The sequence below is a fragment of the Ancylobacter sp. VNQ12 genome (assembly GCF_049445835.1).
Classification (GTDB): Bacteria; Pseudomonadota; Alphaproteobacteria; order Rhizobiales; family Xanthobacteraceae; genus Ancylobacter.
Window position 1 is genome coordinate 118,512 of the sequence record NZ_JBMSDU010000009.1, and the last position, 19,969, is coordinate 138,480.

Consider the following 19,969-nt stretch of genomic DNA (forward strand, 5'->3'; position numbering starts at 1 on the left):
AATCCATGGCGGGCACGCGGCGCGACGATGCGCCGGAGGGACGCTGGTTGTCCATCGTCGGCATCGGCGAGGACGGTCTCGACGGACTGTCGCCCGCCGCGCGGAACGCCATCGAGGCGGCGGAGATCGTGTTCGGCGGGGCTCGACATCTCGCGCTGGCGGGCGCGGCGGTGAAGGGACAGGCGGAGCCGTGGCCGAGCCCGTTCGAGCGCGGCATCGATATGGTGCTGGCGGTGTGCGGGCGTAATGTCTGCGTGCTCGCCTCGGGCGATCCGTTCCTCTACGGCGTCGGCGCCACGCTGGCCGGCCATGTACCCGCCGGCGAGATGCGGGCCTTTCCGGCGCCGTCCTCGTTCAGCCTCGCGGCCCCGCGCCTCGGCTGGCCGCTGGCGGAGACGTCGTGCCTCACCGTGCATGGCCGTTCGCTGGATCTGATCCGCGCGCATCTGCATCCCGGGAGGCGCCTCATGGTGCTGACCTCCGACGGTGCGGGCCCCGGCGAGATCGCGCGGCTGCTGGCCGCAAGCGGCTTCGGCGGTTCGGTGCTGCATGTCTGCGAGGCGCTGGGCGGGCCGCGCGAGCGGGTGCGCTCCGCGGTGGCCGAGGCGTTCGACCTTGGCGATATTGACCCGCTCAACTTGGTGGGCATCGAGGTGAATGCCGGGGAGGGCGCGCGCATCCTCGCGCGTGCGCCGGGCCTGCCGGACGAGCTCTATGAGAATGACGGCCAGCTCACCAAGCGCGAGATCCGCGCGGTGACGCTCTCCGCGCTGGCGCCGCGCCGGGGCGAATTGCTGTGGGACATCGGCGCCGGGGCAGGTTCTGTCGCCGTCGAGTGGATGCTGGCCGATCCCTCGCTCCACGCCATCGCCATCGAGGAGCGGGCCGAACGCGCGGCCCGCATCCGCCGCAACGCGCAGGCGCTTGGCGTGCCCGGGCTTCAGGTGGTGGAGGGCCGGGCACCCGAGGCGCTGGCCGGTCTGCCCACGCCTGAGGCCATCTTCCTCGGCGGCGGGGCGAGCGAGGACGGCGTGCTGCCGGCGGCGTGTGAGGCCTTGCGGGTTGGCGGGCGGCTGGTGGTGAATGCGGTGACGCTGGAGACCGAGGCGCTGCTGATCGGCCAACACGCCCTGCGCGGCGGCGAGCTGATCCGCGTTTCGGTGGCCCGCGCCGCGCCGGTCGGCGGGCTTACCGGCTGGCGCCCCGCCATGCCGGTGACGCAATGGAGCTGGGTGAAACCATGATCGTGGCCGGCGTCGGCAGCCGTCGCGGCGTGACGGCGGAAGAGGTCTGCGCCGCCGTGCGCGGGGCTCTCGCGCGTCACGATGTGAAGCTGTGCGACATCTCGCTGATGGCGACGCCGGCGATGAAGGGCGGCGAGGCCGGCATCATGAAGGCGGCGCTCGATCTCGGGCTCCTGCTGGTCATGGTGCCGCAGACCCAGCTGGAAGCCGCCGGGGCGCGCACGCTCACTTATTCCGAGCGCGTGGTGGCGCTGACCGGCGTGCCCTCGGTGGCGGAAGCCTCGGCGCTGGCGGCGGCGGGGCGGCGCTCGACGCTGATCGGCCCGCGCTTCGTGCTGGGGCCGGTGACCTGCGCGCTCGCGCGGGAGGCGGAGAAGGAAGCCTCATGACAGTGCATTTCATCGGCGCCGGGCCGGGCGCGGCGGATCTGATGACGCTGCGCGGGCGCGACCTCATCGGCCGTTGTCCCGTCTGTCTCTATGCCGGCTCCATCGTGCCGCCGGAGGTGCTCGGCTGGTGCCCGCCGGGCGCGCGCATCGTCGATACCGCGCCGCTGTCGCTCGACGAGATCGAGGCGGAATACCTCGCCGCCAATGCGGCCGGGCTCGACGTGGCGCGGCTGCATTCGGGCGACCTGTCGATCTATTCGGCGGTGGCCGAACAGGTCCGCCGGCTGGAGCGGGCCGGCATCGCCTATACGCTCACCCCCGGCGTGCCGGCCTTCGCCGCCGCGAGCGCCGTGCTGGGGCGCGAGCTTACCGTGCCGGGCGTGGCGCAGAGCGTCGTCATCACCCGCGTCTCCGGCCGTGCCTCCGCCATGCCGGAGGGCGAGAACCTCCGCGCCTTCGGGGCGACGGGGGCGACGCTCGCCGTCCATCTCGCCATCCATGCGCTGGACGAGGTGGTGGCGGAGCTGACTCCGTTCTATGGCGCGGAATGCCCGGTGGCGGTGGTGGTCGAGGCGACGCGACCCTCCGAGCGGGTCATTGCCGGCACGCTCGGCGACATCGCGGCGCGGGTCGCGGCCGAGCCGGTGGAGCGCATGGCGCTGATCATGGTCGGCCGGGCACTGGCGGCAGAGGGCTTTCGCGAGAGCGCGCTGTACGATGCCGGCTACCAGCGCCGTTTCCGGGGGCGGGAATGACCGCGCGCGGCTTCATCATCGCCGCACCCCGCTCGGGTTCGGGCAAGACCACGGTGACGCTCGGCGTGGTGGCCGCGCTGGCCCGGCGCGGCATCGCGGTGCGGGCGGTGAAATCCGGGCCGGACTATATCGACCCCGCCTTCCACGCGGCGGCCACCGGCCAGCCGGGTCTCAATCTCGACAGCTTCGCCATGCCCCCGGCGCTTATCGACGCGCTGGCGGGAGAGGCGGCGGCGCAAGCCGAGATCGTGGTCATCGAGGCCTCCATGGGCCTGTTCGACGGCATCATGGGCGAGCCGGGGCGCACTGGTGCGGCGGCGGACCTCGCCGGCCGGCTCGGCCTGCCGGTGGTGCTGGTGCTCGACATTTCCGGCCAGTCGCAATCGGCCGCCGCCGTGGTGCGCGGATTTGCGACGCATGACCCGGAGGTGCGCATTGCCGGGGTGATCCTCAACAAAGTGGCCAGCGAGCGCCACCGGGCGCAGGCCAGCGAGGCGATCGGCCGGCTGGGTATCCAGATATTGGGCAGTCTGCCGCGCGATGCGACGATGAGCCTGCCCGAGCGCCATCTCGGCCTGGTGCAGGCGCAGGAGCATGGCGGACTCGGCGAGCATCTGGCGCGGCTGGCCGGGCTGGCGCAGGCGCATGTCGATCTCGAAGCGCTGGTGGCGCTCGCCGCGCCGATCACCTGCAACGCCATAGACTTCCCGGCGCTTGCGCCCCCCGGCCAGCGCATCGCGCTGGCGCGCGACGTCGCCTTCTCCTTCGTCTACGAGCATCTCATCGCCGGCTGGCGACGGGCGGGAGCGGAGATCATGCCGTTCTCGCCGCTGGCGGACGAGGCGCCGGATGCAAGTTGCGATGCCTGCTGGCTGCCGGGCGGCTATCCCGAGCTGCATGGCGGCCGGCTTGCCGCAGTCTCCCGCTTCCTCGACGGCGTGCGCGATTTCGCGCAGACGCGCCCCGTGCATGGCGAATGCGGGGGCTTCATGGTGCTCGGCGCGGCGATCGAGGATGCGGAGGGCGTCTCCCATCCCATGCTCGGCTTGCTCGGGCATGCCACCAGCTTCGCCCGGCGAAAGCTCAATCTGGGCTATCGCCGCGCGGTGACGCTGGCCGCCTCGCCGCTCGGCCCGGTGGGGACAGGTCTGCGCGGGCATGAATTCCATTATGCCAGCGTCACATCTTCCGGCGACGATGCGCCGCTGGTCGCGCTGAGCGACGGGCAGGGTAAGGAAATAGGGCCGGCCGGCGCGCGTCGCGGGCATGTGTCGGGAACCTTCTTCCACGCCATCGCGCTTGAGTGATCGAGGGCGGGCACCCGCAACTGGAGTACGCCATGAACGGACGTGAGACATGAATATCCTTCGCCGTCTCATCATTCTTCTCGCCGGCCTCATCGGGGCGGCGGGCGTCGCCGCCGCGGCGGCGGGGGCGCATATGAACCCGGACCCGAACCTGACCACCGCCGCCTATTTCCTCATGCTCGGCGCGGCCGGTGCGACGGCGGCGGCCGGGCTCGGCGCCGCGCGGGGGCCGGGCTGGTCCTTCGCCGATCTCGGCGGGGCGGCGATCGTGCTCGGCGCGCTGCTGTTCGGCGGCACGCTGGCCGCGCGGGCGCTCTGGGAGGTCACGATTTTTCCTATGGCCGCCCCCACAGGCGGGACTATGCTCATTCTTGGATGGCTCGTGATCGGGCTCGCGGCCTTCGAACGTGGAAACCGCGCCGCCTGAGTTGGCCAAAAGGTTGCATGACGACAGACGGCCCCGCCGTCCGGTACGGCCGGGGGCGGAAAGCCGCAACGGGAGCAGGAGCTGCATGTCAGTCGAGGTTGAAGAGAAGATGCTGGACAAGCCGGAAGCCGCCGCCCGCTCCGCCGCTGCCGCGGCAGGGGATGACGTTGCGAAGTTCCGCGCGGCAGTGATCTCCAAGCTCACTTACGCCGTGGGCAAGAATCCGGCTGCCGCGAGCGACCGCGACTGGTTTCTCGCCACCGCCTTCGCCACGCGCGACCGCATCGTCGACCGCTGGATCACCTCGACCCGGCAGACCTATTCGGAAGGGCGCAAGCGGGTCTATTACCTCTCGCTCGAATTCCTCATCGGCCGCCTGCTGTTCGACGCGCTGACCAATATCGAGATGCTGGAGACGGCGCGCTCGGCGCTGGGCGATCTCGGCGTCGATCTTGACCGGCTGCGGCAAGTGGAGCCGGACGCGGCGCTCGGCAATGGCGGCCTCGGTCGTCTTGCCGCCTGCTTCATGGACAGCATGGCGACGCTGTCCATCGCCGCCTATGGCTACGGCATCCGCTACGATCACGGCCTGTTCCGGCAGGTGATCAAGAATGGCTGGCAGCAGGAATATCCCGAGGACTGGCTGTCCTTCGGCAATCCCTGGGAATTCGAGCGTCCCGAGGTCTATTACGATGTCGGCTTCGGTGGTTCGGTCGAGGCGGTGGCGGTTGGCGGCGACCGCAAGAAGCAGGTCTGGCACCCGGCCGAGACGGTCGAGGCGGTGGCCTATGACACGCCCATCGTCGGCTGGCGCGGCCGGCATGTGAACACGCTGCGCCTGTGGTCGGCGCGCGCGGCCGATCCGCTGCGGCTCGACGCCTTCAACCAGGGCGACCATGTCGGCGCGCTGGTGAACCAGGTGAAGGCCGAGGCGATTTCCAAGGTGCTCTACCCCTCAGACGCAACCCCTGCGGGCCAGGAACTGCGCCTGCGGCAGGAATATTTCTTCACCGCCGCCTCGCTGCGCGACCTGATCCGCCGCCACATCGACAGCTTCGGCGACATCCGCTCGCTGCCGGACAAGGTGGCGATCCAGATGAACGACACGCATCCCTCGATCGCGGTCGCCGAGCTGATGCGCACGCTGATCGACGAGAACGACATCGAGTGGGACGAGGCGTTCGACATCACCGTCCGCACCATCTCCTACACCAACCACACGCTGCTGCCGGAAGCGCTGGAGACGTGGCCGGTGCCGCTGATGGAGCGCGTGCTGCCGCGCCACATGCAGATCATCTACCAGCTCAACGCCAAGCATCTGGAGAAGGTGCGCACCGAGTTCCCCGGCGATGACGCGCTGCTTTCCTCGGTCTCGCTGATCCAGGAGGATCACGGCCGGCGCGTGCGCATGGGCAATCTCGCCTTCCTCGGCTCGCACTCGATCAACGGCGTCGCCGCGCTGCACAGCGAACTGATGAAGACCACGGTCTTCAAGGATTTCTACCGGCTGTTCCCCGACCGGATGAACAACAAGACCAACGGCATCACCTTCCGCCGCTGGCTCTACCAGTCCAATCCGGGGCTCACCAACCTTCTCGTCGATCTCTGCGGCCCGGCCGTGCTCGACGATCCGGGCGAATTGAAGAAGCTGCTGGCGGTGGCGGGGGATTCCTCGGTGCACGACCGGCTGGCGGCGGTGCGCCGGCAGAACAAGGTGGCGCTGGCCCGCATCATCCGCGACCGGCTCGACATCAAGGTCAATCCCGGCGCTTTGTTCGACGTGCAGATCAAGCGCATCCACGAATATAAGCGCCAGCTGCTCAACGTGCTGGAGACGATCGCGCTCTATGATTCCATGCGCGCCAACCCGGCGAAGAACTGGGCGCCGCGGGTGAAGATCTTCTCCGGCAAGGCGGCGGCGAGCTATCACATGGCGAAGCTGATCATAAAGCTCGCCAACGACGTCGCCCGCGTGGTGAACGACGATCCCACGGTCAAGGACCTGCTGAAGATCGTGTTCCTGCCGAACTACAATGTGAGCCTGGCCGAATCCATCATCCCGGCGGCGGACCTCTCCGAGCAGATCTCCACCGCCGGCATGGAAGCCTCCGGCACCGGCAACATGAAGATGGCGCTCAACGGCGCGCTCACCATCGGCACGCTCGACGGCGCCAATGTTGAGATCAAGGAGCATGTCGGCGACGACAACATCTTCATCTTCGGCCTGACCGCCGAGGAAGTGGAGGAGCGCCGCCGCGTCGGCATCGACGAATATGGCGCGATCCAGAAGTCGCCGCATCTCGGCGAGGTGCTGGACGCGGTGGAATCCGGCGTGTTCTCGCCGGACGAGCCCGACCGCTTCAAGCCGCTGGTCGACGCCCTGCGCCACCACGACTACTTCCTGGTGACGTCGGACTTCGACGCCTATTGGGACGCCCAGCGCAAGGTGGACGAGCGCTGGCACGACCGTTCGGCCTGGTGGACCTCCAGCGCCATCAATACCGCCAATATGGGCTGGTTCTCCTCCGACCGGACGATCACCGAATACGCCACCGACATCTGGAACGTGCCCGCGCGCCCGGTGCGCGGGTGAGGCGGGAGGCCCGGCTATGTGCCGGGCCGCTCTCCCGGACTTTCATCCCCAGACGCACAAATGACGGTAAGTGATTACGAGTTGTGGACTTTGGTTCGGCGGTAGAGGAACCTTCTCGGCGCACCGGTCTTGATCTGGCTGACTCGGTGCGTGGGAGACAGAAGCATATGTACGCGTGGCAGGCGCCCGATCCCGAGGTCGACGCACTCGTCGGGGGCCATCACGCTGATCCCTTCGCGCTGCTCGGCCCGCATGAGGCGTCGGAAGGGCTGGTCATCCGGGCTTTCGTTCCCTACGCCGCCTCGCTTGAAGCGGTGGAGGCCGACGGCACGGTCATTGCCGAGCTGGCACGTCGCCACGAGACCGGCCTCTTCGAGGGGCTGGTCCCCGGACGCCCTGCCTGGGCGCGCTACCGGCTGAGGGCGCGCAACGCCGGCGGCGAATGGACGCTCGACGATCCCTATTCCTTCGGGCCGGTGCTCGGTCCCATGGACGACTATTTGCTCGTCGAGGGCACGCACAAGGCGCTCTATGAGCGGCTGGGCGCGCACCCTTGCGTGCATGAGGGCGTGGAGGGCGTGCGCTTCGCCGTCTGGGCGCCGAATGCGTCTCGCGTCTCCGTGGTCGGTGACTTCAACCAGTGGGACGGACGCCGCCACCAGATGCGCAAGCGCGTCGACAGCGGGCTGTGGGAGATTTTCGCGCCGGGCGTTGGTGAGGGCACGATCTACAAATACGAGATCGTCGCCGCCGATGGGCGGCTGCTGCCGCTGAAGGCCGATCCGTTCGGCTTCCGCGGCGAGTTCCGGCCGGCGACGGGCTCGATCGTGGCGCGCACCGACAATTTTGAATGGCACGACGAGGCGCATATCGCCGCGCGCAGCCAGGGCGCGGCGCGCGAGAAGCCGATGGCCATCTACGAGGTCCATCTCGGCTCATGGCGGCGCGGCGACTGGAACCGTTTCCTCACCTATGACGAGCTGGCCGACCAGCTGGTCGGCTATGCCGCCTGGATGGGCTTCACCCATATCGAGCTGCTGCCGGTTTCCGAGCATCCGCTCGACGCGTCCTGGGGCTACCAGCCGATTGGCCTGTTCGCGCCGACCAGCCGCTTCGGCGATCCCGCCGGTTTCGCGCGCTTTGTCGACCGCGCGCATCAGGCGGGGCTGTCGGTGATCCTCGACTGGGTGCCGGCGCATTTCCCCACCGACATCCACGGGCTGGCCCATTTCGACGGCGGGCCGCTTTACGAGCACTCCAACCCGCAGCGCGGCTTCCACCCGGACTGGAATACGGCGATCTACGACTTCGGCCGGCGCGAAGTGGCGAATATGCTGATCGCCAACGCGCTCTATTGGCTCGATCGGTTCCACATCGACGGGCTGAGGGTCGATGCGGTGGCCTCGATGCTCTATCTCGACTATTCGCGGCGCCACGGAGAGTGGTCGCCCAACCCTGACGGTTCGAACGACAATAAGGATGCCGTGGCGTTCCTTCAGCGTGCGAACGAGACCATCTATGCCGAGCATCCCGGTACGGTGGTCATCGCCGAGGAATCGACCTCCTGGGCCGGCGTGTCGGCCCCGGTCTACACCGGCGGCCTCGGCTTCGGCTTCAAGTGGAACATGGGCTGGATGCACGACACGCTCGACTACATGTCGCTCAATCCGGTCTACCGGCACTGGCACCACGACAAGATCACCTTCGGGCTGATGTACGCCTTCACGGAGAATTTCGTGCTGCCGCTCTCGCATGACGAGGTGGTGCACGGAAAGGGCACGGTGCTGAGCCGCATGCCGGGCGACGACTGGCAGCGCTTCGCCACCGTGCGCGCTTATTACGGGCTGATGTGGGCCTATCCCGGCAAGAAGCTGCTTTTCATGGGGCAGGAATTCGCCCAGCGCGACGAATGGAGCGAGGAGCGCTCGCTCGACTGGCACCTCCTCGACATGGGGCCGCATCATCGCGGCACGCAACTGCTGGTACGCGATCTCAACCACCTCTATCGCGACACCGTCACGCTGCACGCCCGCGACTGCGAGCCCGAGGGCTTCCGCTGGGTGGTGGTGGAGGATGCCGACCAGTCGGTCTTCGCCTGGCTGCGCTTCGGGCGCGAGGGCGATGCGCCGGTGCTGGTGGTGGCGAACTTCACGCCGGTGCCGCGCCCCAACTATCGCATCGGCCTGCCGCAGGGTGGCCGCTGGCGGGAAATCCTCAACACCGATTCGCACGTTTATGGCGGCTCGGGGCAGGGCAATCTCGGCGCCGTCACCGCCGGGGACATCCCCTCCCATGGCCTGCCGGCCAGCGCCGAGATCGTGCTGCCGCCGCTGGCCACGCTCTATCTGCAATGGGAACCGGACCCGGCACCAGCGCCCGCCAAGGCGCGCCGCACCGTCCGCAAGCAAGCTCAATAGGGAGAGAAAACCCGATGCCGAGGCCGACGCTCCAGAATGCTCCCCTTGCTCGAACGGCTATGGCTTACGTGCTGGCCGGGGGACGCGGCAGTCGTCTCATGGAGCTGACGGACCGGCGCGCCAAGCCGGCGGTCTATTTCGGTGGCAAGTCGCGCATCATCGACTTCGCGCTGTCCAATGCGCTCAATTCCGGTATCCGCCGCATCGGCGTGGCGACCCAGTACCAGGCGCACAGCCTGATCCGCCACATGCAGCGCGGCTGGAACTTCTTCCGCCACGAGCGCAATGAGAGCTTCGACGTGCTGCCCGCCAGCCAGCGCGTCTCCGAGACCATGTGGTATCTGGGGACGGCGGACGCGGTGTATCAGAACCTCGACATCATCGAGGCCTACGACACCCGGCACATCATCATCCTGGCCGGCGACCACATCTACAAGCAGGACTACGAGGTCATGCTGCAGCAGCATGTCGACCAGGGGGCCGACGTGACGGTGGGCTGCCTCGAAGTGCCGCTGGAGGAGGCGAGTGCCTTCGGCGTCATGCATGTCGACGAGCAGGACCGCATCCTGTCCTTCCTCGAAAAGCCGAAGAAGCCGCCATCCATGCCGGGCCATCCCGACAAGGCGCTGGCCTCGATGGGCATCTATGTCTTCGAGACCAAGTTCCTCATCGAGCAGCTGCGCCGCGACGCCGCCGACCCGCTGTCGACGCATGATTTCGGCAAGGACCTGATCCCCTACATCGTCAAGCACGGCAAGGCGTCGGCGCACCATTTCTCGCGCTCCTGCGTCCGCTCGGACATGGAGACGGCGCCCTATTGGCGCGACGTCGGCACGGTCGATGCCTATTGGGAGGCCAATATCGACCTCACCGGCATCGTGCCCGAGCTCGACCTCTACGACCGCGACTGGCCGATCTGGACCTATGCCGAGATCACCCCGCCGGCGAAGTTCGTGCATGACGACGAGGGCCGGCGCGGACAGGCGATTTCCTCGCTGGTGTCGGGCGGCTGCATCGTTTCCGGCTCCTCGCTGCGCCGTGCGCTGCTGTTCACCGGCGTGCGGGTGAATTCCTACGGCGCGATCGAGAACGGGGTCATCCTGCCCTATGTCGAGATCGGCCGCGGGGCGCTGCTGAAGAACGTCGTCATCGACGCCAATGTGCGCATTCCCGAGGGCCTCGTGGTCGGCGAGGACCCCGAACTCGACGCCAAGCGTTTTCGCAGGACGGACAAGGGGATATGCCTGATCACCCAGTCCATGATCGACCGATTGGGCACTTGAACCCGCGCCGGCCCGGCGGCATCACCTGATCGACAGGAAGATGCGCTAGGTCGTGACGGGTGGAATCAAGACGGGGACTGGGACGAGTGTCGGATCTGAAGGTTCTTTCGGTCGCGTCGGAAATCTACCCGCTGGTGAAGACCGGCGGCCTGGCCGACGTGGCGGGCGCGTTGCCGGCCGCGCTCGAGCCGCACGGCATCGAGACGCGGACCGTCGTGCCGGGCTATCCCCAGCTTCTCGGCGCGCTGACCGGCGCCGAGCCGGTCTATCATTTCGACCACCTCTTCGGCGGTCCCGGCCGGCTGCTGGCGGCAGAGGCGGCGGGGCTCAAGCTGTTCGTCATCGAGGCCGGTCATCTCTACGACCGGCCCGGCGGTCCCTATGTCGGACCCAATGGCGTCGACTGGGCCGACAACGCCCAGCGCTTCGCCGCGCTCGCCGCCGTGGCCTCGGGCATCGGCCTGGGACTGGTGCCCGGCTTCGTGCCGGATGTCGTGCATGCGCATGACTGGCAGGCCGGTCTGGCGCCGGCCTATCTGCATTATTCCGGCGGAAGGCGGCCGGGCACGGTGATGACCGTCCACAACATCGCCTTCCAGGGCAAGTTCCCGCCCGAACTGGTGCCGGAACTGGGTTTTCCGCCGCACGCCTTCTCAATCCACGGCATCGAATATTACGGCACGCTCGGCTATCTGAAGTCCGGGCTCAAGCTGGCCGACCGCATCACCACGGTGTCGCCCTCCTATGCCGGCGAGATCCTGCTGCCCGAAGGCGGCATGGGGCTGGAAGGGCTGCTGAACGATCGCAGCGACGTGCTGTCCGGCATTCTCAACGGGCTGGACGATGCGGCCTGGAACCCGGCGACGGACGAACACATTCCCGCGCCCTTCGACCTGAAGCGGCTGAAGGCGCGTGCGGCCAACAAGGCGGAGTTGCAGCAGCGCTTCGGCCTCGACCCTGATCCCGACGCGCTGCTGTTCGGTGTGGTCAGCCGGCTGACCTGGCAGAAGGGCCTCGATCTTCTCGCCGACAGCCTCGATACGCTGGCGGAGATGGGCGCGCAGCTCGCCCTGCTCGGCTCGGGCGACGCGGACCTCGCCAGTCGTTTCACGCAGGCGGCGCAGGCCCATCCCGGCCGGGTCGGTGTCTGGCTCGGCTATGACGAGAACGTCGCCCATCTCGTGCAGGCGGGCGCGGATGCGCTGATCGTGCCCTCGCGCTTCGAGCCCTGCGGCCTCACCCAGCTCTCGGCGCTGCGCTATGGCGCGCTGCCCGTGGTGGCGCGGGTCGGCGGCCTCGCCGACACCGTCATCGACGTCAACGAGATGGCGCGCACCAGCGGCGTCGGCACCGGGGTGCAGTTCTCCCCCGTCACCACGCCGGCCTTGCAGCAGGCGCTGAAGCGCACGCACAAGCTCTGGCAGGACAAGGCGCTGTGGAAGAAGCTGCAGCGCAACGCCATGGCGACCGATGTCTCCTGGGAGCGTGCCGCCAGGGAATATGACAGGCTGTTCCGCGATCTCGTCGCGGAGCGTGCCGCGTGAGCGACTGGCGCGTCTCGACCGGCAGTCCCGCGCCGCTCGGTGTCACGCCAGACGCCAGGGGCGTCAATGTCGCGGTCTTTTCCAGCAACGCGACGCGGATCGAGTTTTGCCTGTTCGATGCGGCCGGCGAGGTCGAGCTTGTCCGTCTCGCGCTGCCCGAGCGCACCGGCGACGTATTTCACGGCCATATCGCCGGCGTGCCGCCGGGGGCGCGCTATGGCCTGCGCGCCGCCGGCCCTTGGGCGCCGGGTGAGGGGCATCGCTTCAACCCCTACAAGCTGCTGGTCGATCCCTATGCGAGCCGGCTCGACCGGCCGTTCCAACTGGAGGCCAGCCTGTTCGACGCACGGGCGCACGGCGCGGAGCGCGACGAGGCCGACAGCGCCGCCTGCGTGCCGAAGGCGATCGTGCCGCAGGTGGGCGAGGCTCACCGTCGCTCGGCGCCGCCGTTCCGCTGGGATGACGAGGTGTTCTACGAGCTGCATGTGCGCGGCTTCACCAGGCTGAACCCGGACATTCCACTCGACATGCGCGGCACCTTCGCCGCGCTGGCGCAGCCGGCGGCGCTCGACCATCTGGTCAATCTCGGCATCACCACGGTCGAGCTGATGCCGGCCATGGCGTGGATCGACGAGCGGCATTTGCCGCCGCTCGGGCTCACCAATTACTGGGGCTACAACCCGGTGGTGTTCGGCGCGCCGGACCCGCGCCTGGCGCCGGGCGGCTTCGAGGAAGTGGCGCGGGCGGTGGCGGCCCTGCATGGCGCCGGCATAAAGGTCGTGCTCGATGTGGTGCTGAACCATACCGGCGAGAGCGACGCATTCGGCCCGACGGTGAGCCTGCGCGGGCTCGACAACGCGACCTATTACCGGCACGCGAAGGGTGACGCCGGCCGGCTCATCAACGATGCCGGCACCGGCAACACGCTGGCACTGGAGCGCGCGCCGGTGCTGCAGCTCGGCATGGACATGCTGCGGCGCTGGGCGGGGACCGGGCTCGACGGCTTCCGTTTCGACCTCGCCGCCACGCTGGGCCGGCGGGTCGACGGCTTCGACCCCGAGGCACCCTTCCTCGCCGCCTTGCAACAGGACCCCACCCTGCGCGATCTCGCGCTCATCGCCGAGCCGTGGGACATCGGGCCGGGCGGCTATCAGGTCGGCCAGTTCCCGCCATCCTGGGGCGAGTGGAATGACAAGTTTCGCGACGCCGCCCGCCGCTTCTGGCGCGGCGACGCTCCCATGATCGGCGAATTGGCGACCCGCCTTGCCGGCTCCGCTGACGTATTCGGCGCGCGGCGGCGGCCCTTGTCGCGGGGGATCAACTTCGTCACCGCGCATGACGGCTTCACGGCTGCCGACCTCGTCGCCTTCGAGGCCAAGCACAATGAGGCGAATGGCGAGAACAACCGCGACGGCACCAACGAGAACCACAGCTGGAACCACGGCGTCGAGGGCCAGACTGATAACCCGGCCGTCATGGCCGCGCGGCGCGGCGATGTGCGCGCCCTGCTGGCGACGCTGCTGATCTCGCGCGGCACGCCCATGCTGACCATGGGCGACGAGTGCGGTCGCTCGCAGGCCGGCAACAACAACGCCTATGCGCAGGACAACGCGCTGACCTGGCTCGACTGGTCGAAGCTCGACGGCGCTCTCGCCGCCTTCACCGCGCGTCTCGTCAAGCTGCGGCGCGACCATCGGGCGTTGCGGTTGGAGGCGCCGCTCACCGGTCGGCCGATCGATCCCAGCGGCATCGCCGATGTCGAATGGCGCGCGGCGGATGGCGGCGCCCCGGCCTGGGACGATGCGTCGACGCGCGCGCTGGTGGCGGTGTTCTACGCGCCGGCGACGGACGATGCGGCGGCCGACCGGGTGGCGGTCGCGCTGAACGCCTCGACCGAGGCGCTGGCGCTCGTTCTGCCGGCGCCACGCGAGGGATTTGGCTGGCAGGTCGCGGCCGATACGGCACATCCCGAGGGCAGGGGCGCGACGGCCGACATCGTCGCGGCGCGCTCGGTGTTGATCCTCGTCGAGGTGGCGGCGCCGAACGCGCCGCGCCGGGCCAGCGATCCCGCTCTGCTGGAAACGCTGGCCGTCGCTGCCGGCATTGCGCCGGAATGGTGGGATGTGGAGGGCACGCATCACCCGGTGAGTGACGACACCAAGCGCGCGCTGCTCGCCGCGCTGCATCTGCCGGCCGGCACCAATGGCGAGGTACGCGACAGCCTGGCGAAGCTGTCCGAGCAGCGTTTCGGCCGCGACGTGCCGTTCGCGCACGTGCTGCGGGCGGGGCAGGCATCGACGCTGACGCTCGCCGGCGCGGCGGCGCAGGCGGTGCGGCGGCTCGATCTGGTGATCCGGCTGGAAGATGGCGGGGAGATCGATTTCGCCGTTTATCCCGAGGGCGGGCGGCGGGAGGAGGTCGTGCGGCCGGACGGACGGCGCGCACTCACCCGCCGTGTCGATCTGCCGGAGCTTCCCATCGGGCGCCACAGGCTGATGCTGGGGGATGCCGCCTGCCGGCTGACCCTGGCGCCGCATGCCTGCTATCTGCCGCCTGAACTCGCGGCCGGTGGGCGGCGCTTCGGCATCGGTGCGCATCTCTACACGCTGCGGCGGGCGCTGGCCGATCAGGGCATTGGTGACTTCACCGCGCTGGGCGAGCTCGCGCAGCTCGCGGCGACGCAGGGGGCGACGGTGCTCGGGCTCAACCCGCTGCATGCGCTATTCCCCGGGGATCGCGAGCGGGCGAGCCCCTATTCCCCATCCGACCGTCGCTTCCTCGATCCGATCTATATCGACGTCGCCGCGCTGGGCGCGGATGTCGCGTCCTTCGCGCCGCTGGCAGCCGAGCCAAGCGTCGATTACCCCGCCGTCTGGGCGGCCAAGCAGGCGGCGCTGCGCGCGGCCTTTGCCGGTTTCGATGCGTCCGACGCTTCGTTCGGGCGCTTCATCACCGAGGGCGGCGAGAGGCTGCGCCGTTTCGCCATCTTCCAGGCCATAGCGGCGACGCATCCCCGTGCTGGCTGGCGCGACTGGCCGGACGGGCTGAGCGATGCGGCAAGCTCGGCGGTGGATGGTTTCGCCGAGGCGCATGCGGGCGAGGTGCGCTTCGCGCTCTGGCAGCAATGGGTGGCCGACCGTCAGTTCGCCGGTGCGGCCGAGCGTGCACAGGCGGCCGGGCTGTCGCTCGGCTTCTACCGTGACCTTGCGGTCGGCACCGCGCCGGACGGTGCCGAGGCGTGGTCGGAGGCGGCTCTCATCATGCAGGGCGTGAGCATCGGCGCGCCGCCCGATCCGCTGGGGCCGGAGGGGCAGAACTGGAACCTGCCGCCCTTCGATCCGCTCGCCTGGCAGCGTGAGGGCTATGAGGGCTTCGCCCGGCTGGTCGCAGCCAATATGCGCCACGCCGGCGCGCTCCGGATCGACCATGTGATGGGGCTGCGCCGGCTGTTCCTCATTCCCGACGGCGCGAGCGGAACGGACGGAACCTATCTTTCCATGCCGTTCGAGGACCTCGCCGGGCAGGTGGCGCTGGAAAGCCACCGGGCGAAATGTCTCGTCGTCGGCGAGGATCTCGGCACCGTACCCGCCGGCATGCGCGAGCAGCTGAACGACGAACGCATGCTGTCCTATCGCGTGCTGTGGTTCGAGCGGCAGGGCACGGCGTTCATTCCGCCGCAGGACTATCCCGCGCTGGCGGCGGCCTGTGTGTCGACGCATGATCTGCCGACCATTGCCGGCTGGTGGGATGGCGTCGACCTCGCGGAGCGGCGCACGCTCGGGCTGGAGAACGACGCCTCGCTGGCCGCGGCGCTCGTGGCGCGGGCGGCGGAGAAGGCGGAACTCGCCGCCGCCCTGCTCGGTGAGGGACTGATCGCGGCGGCACCGGAGCCGGGCGCGCCACTGTCCGAGGCGTTCGAGGCGGCGCTGCACGCCTATATTGCGCGCACCCCGTCCGTGCTTGCGCTGGCACAGATCGACGATCTGGCTGGGGAAGCCGTCGCGGTGAACCTGCCCGGAACGGACCGCGAGCGGCCGAACTGGCGACGCCGGCTCGGGCGCGCCATCGAGGCGGTGATGGATGACGCGCGCGCCCGCGCCGTGCTCGCCGCCATGCAGGCCGAGCGCGGCGCGGACCGCTGACGGCCTATGGGGGCGTCGTCGAGCCGCCGGGAGCGGGCGAGGGCGGTGTGACCGGATCGGGCGCCGGCGGAGCGACAGGCTCGGTGGTCGAAGCCGGCGGCGTCGGAGTCTCCGTCGGTTGCGAGGTCATGCGGCCGGAATATTGGATGGCGGCATAGGCGGCCAGCACGAGAACAATCGCGGCGATGATCAGCGTGGTATTTCGGCTCATGGCCTGCGCCTTTCGCTTGTTAACGTTGCGGGATGAGCTGATTTGCTGCGGCGCAACGCGTTCAATTCGTCTAGACGAAAGAGGATCCAATATTACGCAGCAATTCTGGATTTGCCGCCTGACGCTGGATTGTCTCTAAACTTCCGCGCTTTGGCGGATCAGCCCACATTTTCGTTGTCCAAACGCCCCGATTAGACCAAAGTTCCCTCCAGACGGCTGTCGAACCTGTGCCGGATCAGGCAGCCCAAGAGTGAACCGCACGCCAGCGGCCGGCATAAACGGCAGCAGGGCGGGCCAGCAAAGGGAGGATGGACATGCCACACGCCGATTTCGACGTGGTCACGCTTTCGCCTTCCACGGTGCGCGTCATGCACAGGACGGCGCACCATATCTACGAGTTCGCCGTCGTCGACGATGGCTGCGGGCGCCGGGTCGTCTCCAGCGGGCCGTCCATCGTTTTCGGCAAGAATGGCGAGGTGCCGGCATGGGACCTCGTTGCAGCGGCTGAACGCGTCGCCGCCGACACCGCGCGCCAGACCGGGGTCACCGACTGACCTTCTGCTACACGACGATGTCCAGCTCAGGAAAGGCCGGCGTCCTTCGCCGGCCTTTCTTTTTGGCGTTTCCGCACCGCCCGTCCATGTGATCGAGACGCTCTTTCGAGGCTGGCGTCTCACGGCTTATCATGTATATGAGCGGATATATGTATATGAATGGATATACCAAGCTGGGAGCCTCGCCATGCTGTCGCGCATCGTCTCGTCTCGCCGTCATCTCCTTCGCCATATCCCGGCGGCGTTCGCTCTGGCGGCGCTGGTCGCGACGCCCTTCACCGGAGCGCGGGCGCAGGAGACCACCACGGTCTTCGCCGCCGCCAGCCTGACCAATGCGTTCCAGGACATCGGCAAGCTCTACAAGGAAAAGACCGGCAAGGACGTGGCCTTCTCCTTCGCCGCCTCCTCGGCGCTGGCCAAGCAGCTGGAGGCCGGCGCCCCCGCTGCGATCTTCGCCTCGGCCGACAACAAATGGATGGACTATGCCGAGGGCAAGGACCTGACGCTGAAGGCCACCCGCGTCACGCCGATCGGCAACAGCCTCGTGCTCATCGCGCCCGCGGACAAGGCCAAGGATGTGTCCATCGACAAATCGTTCGACTGGCTCGCCTTCCTCGGCACGGACGGCAAGATCGCCACCGGCCTCACCGACAGCGTGCCGGTCGGCATCTACGCCAAGACCGCGCTGACCAATCTCGGCCAATGGGACAAGGTGCGCGAGCGCATCGTCGGCGCCGAGAGCGTGCGCGCCGCGCTGGCGCTGGTGGAGCGGGGCGAGGCGCGGGCCGGCATCGTCTATTCCACCGATGCCGCCATCGCCAAGAACGTCAAGGTCGTCGCGACCTTTCCGGCCGACAGCCACCCCCCGGTCGAGTACCCCTTTGAGATCGTGAAGGGGCAGGACACGCCGGCTGCCCGCGAATTCCTGGCCTTCCTGACCGGCCCGGAAGCGAAGACGGTCTACGCGAAATACGGCTTCGTGGTGAAGTGAGCCGCCTGCGTATTACTATCGCCATCGTGGAGGCGCGCCGTGCTTCCGCGATGACGTGTCTGGACGCATGGTGGGGATAACGACCTTTCGATGTACGCACTCACCCCAGAGGAATGGACCGCGGTCTATCTCAGCCTGAAGGTGGCCTTCTGGGCGACGTTCTGGAGCCTGCCTTTCGCCATCCTCGCCGCCTGGGTGCTGGCGCGGGTGAGGTTCCCCGGCAAGGGGTTGCTCGACGGCCTGGTCTACCTGCCGCTGGTGCTGCCCAAGGTGGTGGTGGGCTATCTGCTCCTCATCACGCTGGGCGCGCGCGGCTCCATCGGCCAGTATCTCGATGCCTGGTTCGGCATAAAGCTCATCTTCACCACGGCCGGGGCGACGGTGGCGGCGGCGGTGGTGAGCTTTCCGCTGACGGTGAACGCCATCCGCCTCGCGCTGGAGGCGGTCGACCGCGGGCTGGAGACGGCCGCGCGCACGCTTGGCGCCTCGCGGCTCGACGTGTTCTTCTCCATCACCTTGCCGCTGATGCTGCCCGGCGTGCTCTCCGGCGCGCTGCTCGCCATCGCCTCGGCGCTCGGCGAGTTCGGCGCGACCATCACCTTCGTCTCCAATATCGAGGGCCAGACGCGCACCATCCCGCTTGCCATCTACTCCGCCACCCACGTGCCGGACGGTGACGCCATGGCGCTCCGGCTCACCATCGTCTCGATCGTGCTGGCGTTAGGCTCGCTGTTGCTCGCCGGCCTTGTCGACCGACGCATCCGGGTGATGATCGGGCGCGCATGATCGAGATCGACATTCGTATCGAGCGGCCCGGCTTCGCGCTGGAGGCTGCCTTCACCGCGCCGAATGCCGGCGTGACCGCGCTGTTCGGCCGTTCCGGCGCCGGCAAGACCACCATTATCCAGGCGGTGGCCGGCGTGGTGCGGCCGGATCGCGGGCGTATCGCCATCAATGGCGAGGCGTTCTTCGACAGCGCGGCCCGTATCGATGTGCCGATCGAGGCGCGCCGGGTCGGCTATGTGTTCCAGGACGCGCGGCTGTTTCCACACCTCTCGGTTGAGCGCAATCTGCGCTATGGCGAGCGGCGCACGCGCGCGGCCGAGCGCCCGATCCGCTTCGACGCGGTGATCGACCTGCTCGGCATCGGCCATCTGCTGGGGCGCCGGCCGCACACCCTGTCCGGTGGCGAGCGCCAGCGCGTTGCCATCGGCCGGGCGCTGCTCTCCCAGCCGCGCCTCCTCCTGATGGACGAGCCGCTGGCGGCGCTGGACGAGGCGCGCAAGAGCGAGATTCTGCCCTATCTGGAGCGGCTGCGGGACGAGATGGCGCTACCGATCCTCTATGTCAGCCATTCCACAGACGAGGTCCAGCGCCTTGCCGATATGGTGGTAGCGCTGCGTGAAGGCCGGCAGATCGCCGTCGGACCGGTCGGCGAGGTGATGTCGCTGCCGGAGATCCTGCCCATTATCGGCCGCTTCGACGTCGGCACACTGGTGGAATGCGTCGTCAGCCGACACGATGCAGATTATGCCCTGTCGACGCTTGCCTTCGCCGGCGGGGAGCTGCGCGTGCCGCAGGTGGACCTTCCGGTCGGCCGCCGCGTGCGGGCGCGCGTGCGGGCACGCGACGTCGCCATCGCGCTGGCACGACCCGAGGACGTGTCGGTTTCGAACCTGCTCGCGGCGACGGTCGATGAAATTCGCCTGCAGGAGGGGCCCTATGCCGATATCGGCCTCACGGTTGGGGTGACCCGATTCACGGCGACGGTGACGCGCGAGAGCGTCGAGCGGCTCGCGCTGCGGCCGGGGCTCGCTGTGTGGGCGATGGTGAAATCGGTGGCGGTCGACGGCCGCAGCCCGGACTTCGGCGCGTCGGCCTAGTTGGGGCCCTGCATGATTGGCGGGACGCCGGGGCCGACCGCGAATTCGTCGCTGACGAAGCCGATCACCGCGAGGATGAGCAGCGCGATTGCCAGCGCGATGATGATGCCTCGCACGCCGTTGGTGCGGTGGCCGAGATAGCCCGTGCCGGCAAGCAGCACGAGGATCAGTATGACGATGATGAGGGTCTGCATGATGTCTCCGCTGTCATCGGAGAACCGTGCGGCCG

The 19,969-nt window shown here is 68.6% G+C and carries 16 protein-coding genes; 14 read left to right on the top strand and 2 right to left on the bottom strand.

Annotated elements, in window-relative coordinates; genetic code table 11:
• Positions 1-5: 5 nt before the first annotated feature.
• From cbiE to glgX, 10 genes are all read left to right on the top strand, one after another.
• Positions 6-1,244 carry a precorrin-6y C5,15-methyltransferase (decarboxylating) subunit CbiE gene (cbiE, locus tag ACO2RV_RS14095; protein ID WP_423294095.1) on the top strand — a complete coding sequence of 413 codons (1,239 nt, stop codon included), beginning with the start codon at positions 6-8 and terminating at the stop codon, positions 1,242-1,244.
• Entirely contained in the window at positions 1,241-1,633 is a 393-nt protein-coding gene (locus ACO2RV_RS14100) for a cobalamin biosynthesis protein (protein ID WP_423294097.1), read from the top strand. Before cbiE ends, ACO2RV_RS14100 begins: the two co-directional genes overlap by 4 nt.
• Positions 1,630-2,388: a precorrin-4 C(11)-methyltransferase gene (cobM, locus tag ACO2RV_RS14105; RefSeq protein ID WP_423293991.1), complete on the top strand. Its 759-nt coding sequence runs from the start codon at positions 1,630-1,632 to the stop codon at positions 2,386-2,388. The genes ACO2RV_RS14100 and cobM overlap by 4 nt, the downstream gene beginning before the upstream one ends.
• Complete coding sequence (locus tag ACO2RV_RS14110; RefSeq protein ID WP_423293993.1) at positions 2,385-3,695, top strand: cobyrinate a,c-diamide synthase; 1,311 nt, start codon at positions 2,385-2,387, stop codon at positions 3,693-3,695. The genes cobM and ACO2RV_RS14110 overlap by 4 nt, the downstream gene beginning before the upstream one ends.
• A gap of 49 nt (positions 3,696-3,744) precedes the next feature.
• Positions 3,745-4,122: a DUF423 domain-containing protein gene (locus ACO2RV_RS14115; RefSeq protein ID WP_423293995.1), complete on the top strand. Its 378-nt coding sequence runs from the start codon at positions 3,745-3,747 to the stop codon at positions 4,120-4,122.
• Positions 4,123-4,207: 85 nt separating this feature from the next.
• The gene (locus ACO2RV_RS14120; RefSeq protein ID WP_423293997.1) at positions 4,208-6,715 is read left to right on the top strand and encodes a glycogen/starch/alpha-glucan phosphorylase; all 2,508 of its coding nucleotides are present in this window, start codon (positions 4,208-4,210) and stop codon (positions 6,713-6,715) included.
• Positions 6,716-6,882: 167 nt separating this feature from the next.
• Positions 6,883-9,132 carry a 1,4-alpha-glucan branching protein GlgB gene (gene glgB, locus ACO2RV_RS14125; protein ID WP_423293999.1) on the top strand — a complete coding sequence of 750 codons (2,250 nt, stop codon included), beginning with the start codon at positions 6,883-6,885 and terminating at the stop codon, positions 9,130-9,132.
• 14 nt (positions 9,133-9,146) lie between these two features.
• Entirely contained in the window at positions 9,147-10,415 is a 1,269-nt protein-coding gene (glgC, locus tag ACO2RV_RS14130) for a glucose-1-phosphate adenylyltransferase (protein ID WP_423294001.1), read from the top strand.
• A gap of 86 nt (positions 10,416-10,501) precedes the next feature.
• Complete coding sequence (gene glgA, locus ACO2RV_RS14135) at positions 10,502-11,959, top strand: glycogen synthase GlgA (RefSeq protein ID WP_423294003.1); 1,458 nt, start codon at positions 10,502-10,504, stop codon at positions 11,957-11,959.
• The gene (glgX, locus tag ACO2RV_RS14140) at positions 11,956-16,101 is read left to right on the top strand and encodes a glycogen debranching protein GlgX (RefSeq protein ID WP_423294005.1); all 4,146 of its coding nucleotides are present in this window, start codon (positions 11,956-11,958) and stop codon (positions 16,099-16,101) included. The genes glgA and glgX overlap by 4 nt, the downstream gene beginning before the upstream one ends.
• A 4-nt stretch (positions 16,102-16,105) precedes the next feature.
• On the opposite strand, the gene ACO2RV_RS14145 is transcribed toward glgX, so the two are convergent.
• Positions 16,106-16,312: a hypothetical protein gene (locus ACO2RV_RS14145; protein WP_423294007.1), complete on the bottom strand. Its 207-nt coding sequence runs from the start codon at positions 16,310-16,312 to the stop codon at positions 16,106-16,108.
• A 314-nt stretch (positions 16,313-16,626) separates the two neighbouring features.
• Between ACO2RV_RS14145 and ACO2RV_RS14150 the strand changes: the two genes are divergently transcribed.
• The 4 genes from ACO2RV_RS14150 (at position 16,627) to modC (ending at position 19,740) form a co-directional block, all read left to right on the top strand.
• Complete coding sequence (locus tag ACO2RV_RS14150) at positions 16,627-16,866, top strand: hypothetical protein (protein WP_423294009.1); 240 nt, start codon at positions 16,627-16,629, stop codon at positions 16,864-16,866.
• 187 nt (positions 16,867-17,053) lie between these two features.
• Complete coding sequence (modA, locus tag ACO2RV_RS14155) at positions 17,054-17,857, top strand: molybdate ABC transporter substrate-binding protein (RefSeq protein WP_423294011.1); 804 nt, start codon at positions 17,054-17,056, stop codon at positions 17,855-17,857.
• Between the two features lie 90 nt (positions 17,858-17,947).
• Positions 17,948-18,643 (top strand): molybdate ABC transporter permease subunit, encoded by a 696-nt coding sequence (gene modB / locus ACO2RV_RS14160; RefSeq protein WP_423294013.1) that lies wholly within the window; start codon positions 17,948-17,950, stop codon positions 18,641-18,643.
• The gene (gene modC / locus ACO2RV_RS14165; protein WP_423294015.1) at positions 18,640-19,740 is read left to right on the top strand and encodes a molybdenum ABC transporter ATP-binding protein; all 1,101 of its coding nucleotides are present in this window, start codon (positions 18,640-18,642) and stop codon (positions 19,738-19,740) included. The genes modB and modC overlap by 4 nt, the downstream gene beginning before the upstream one ends.
• Here the strand turns inward: modC and ACO2RV_RS14170 are convergent.
• Positions 19,737-19,934, bottom strand: a complete 198-nt coding sequence (locus ACO2RV_RS14170) for a hypothetical protein (protein ID WP_423294017.1) — start codon at positions 19,932-19,934, stop codon at positions 19,737-19,739. The genes modC and ACO2RV_RS14170 overlap by 4 nt on opposite strands.
• Positions 19,935-19,969: the final 35 nt, after the last annotated feature.

What these genes read in the sequence shown, in the direction of transcription:
- ACO2RV_RS14100 (WP_423294097.1), top strand. Translation starts at nt 1,241, where the DNA reads ATGATCGTGGCCGGCGTCGGCAGCCGTCGCGGCGTGACGGCGGAAGAG.
- glgB (WP_423293999.1), top strand. Translation starts at nt 6,883, where the DNA reads ATGTACGCGTGGCAGGCGCCCGATCCCGAGGTCGACGCACTCGTCGGG.
- ACO2RV_RS14150 (WP_423294009.1), top strand. Translation starts at nt 16,627, where the DNA reads ATGCCACACGCCGATTTCGACGTGGTCACGCTTTCGCCTTCCACGGTG.
- glgC (WP_423294001.1), top strand. Translation starts at nt 9,147, where the DNA reads ATGCCGAGGCCGACGCTCCAGAATGCTCCCCTTGCTCGAACGGCTATG.
- ACO2RV_RS14120 (WP_423293997.1), top strand. Translation starts at nt 4,208, where the DNA reads ATGTCAGTCGAGGTTGAAGAGAAGATGCTGGACAAGCCGGAAGCCGCC.
- modC (WP_423294015.1), top strand. Translation starts at nt 18,640, where the DNA reads ATGATCGAGATCGACATTCGTATCGAGCGGCCCGGCTTCGCGCTGGAG.
- cbiE (WP_423294095.1), top strand. Translation starts at nt 6, where the DNA reads ATGGCGGGCACGCGGCGCGACGATGCGCCGGAGGGACGCTGGTTGTCC.
- ACO2RV_RS14115 (WP_423293995.1), top strand. Translation starts at nt 3,745, where the DNA reads ATGAATATCCTTCGCCGTCTCATCATTCTTCTCGCCGGCCTCATCGGG.
- ACO2RV_RS14145 (WP_423294007.1), bottom strand. Translation starts at nt 16,312, where the DNA reads ATGAGCCGAAATACCACGCTGATCATCGCCGCGATTGTTCTCGTGCTG.
- cobM (WP_423293991.1), top strand. Translation starts at nt 1,630, where the DNA reads ATGACAGTGCATTTCATCGGCGCCGGGCCGGGCGCGGCGGATCTGATG.
- modB (WP_423294013.1), top strand. Translation starts at nt 17,948, where the DNA reads ATGTACGCACTCACCCCAGAGGAATGGACCGCGGTCTATCTCAGCCTG.
- ACO2RV_RS14110 (WP_423293993.1), top strand. Translation starts at nt 2,385, where the DNA reads ATGACCGCGCGCGGCTTCATCATCGCCGCACCCCGCTCGGGTTCGGGC.
- modA (WP_423294011.1), top strand. Translation starts at nt 17,054, where the DNA reads ATGCTGTCGCGCATCGTCTCGTCTCGCCGTCATCTCCTTCGCCATATC.
- ACO2RV_RS14170 (WP_423294017.1), bottom strand. Translation starts at nt 19,934, where the DNA reads ATGCAGACCCTCATCATCGTCATACTGATCCTCGTGCTGCTTGCCGGC.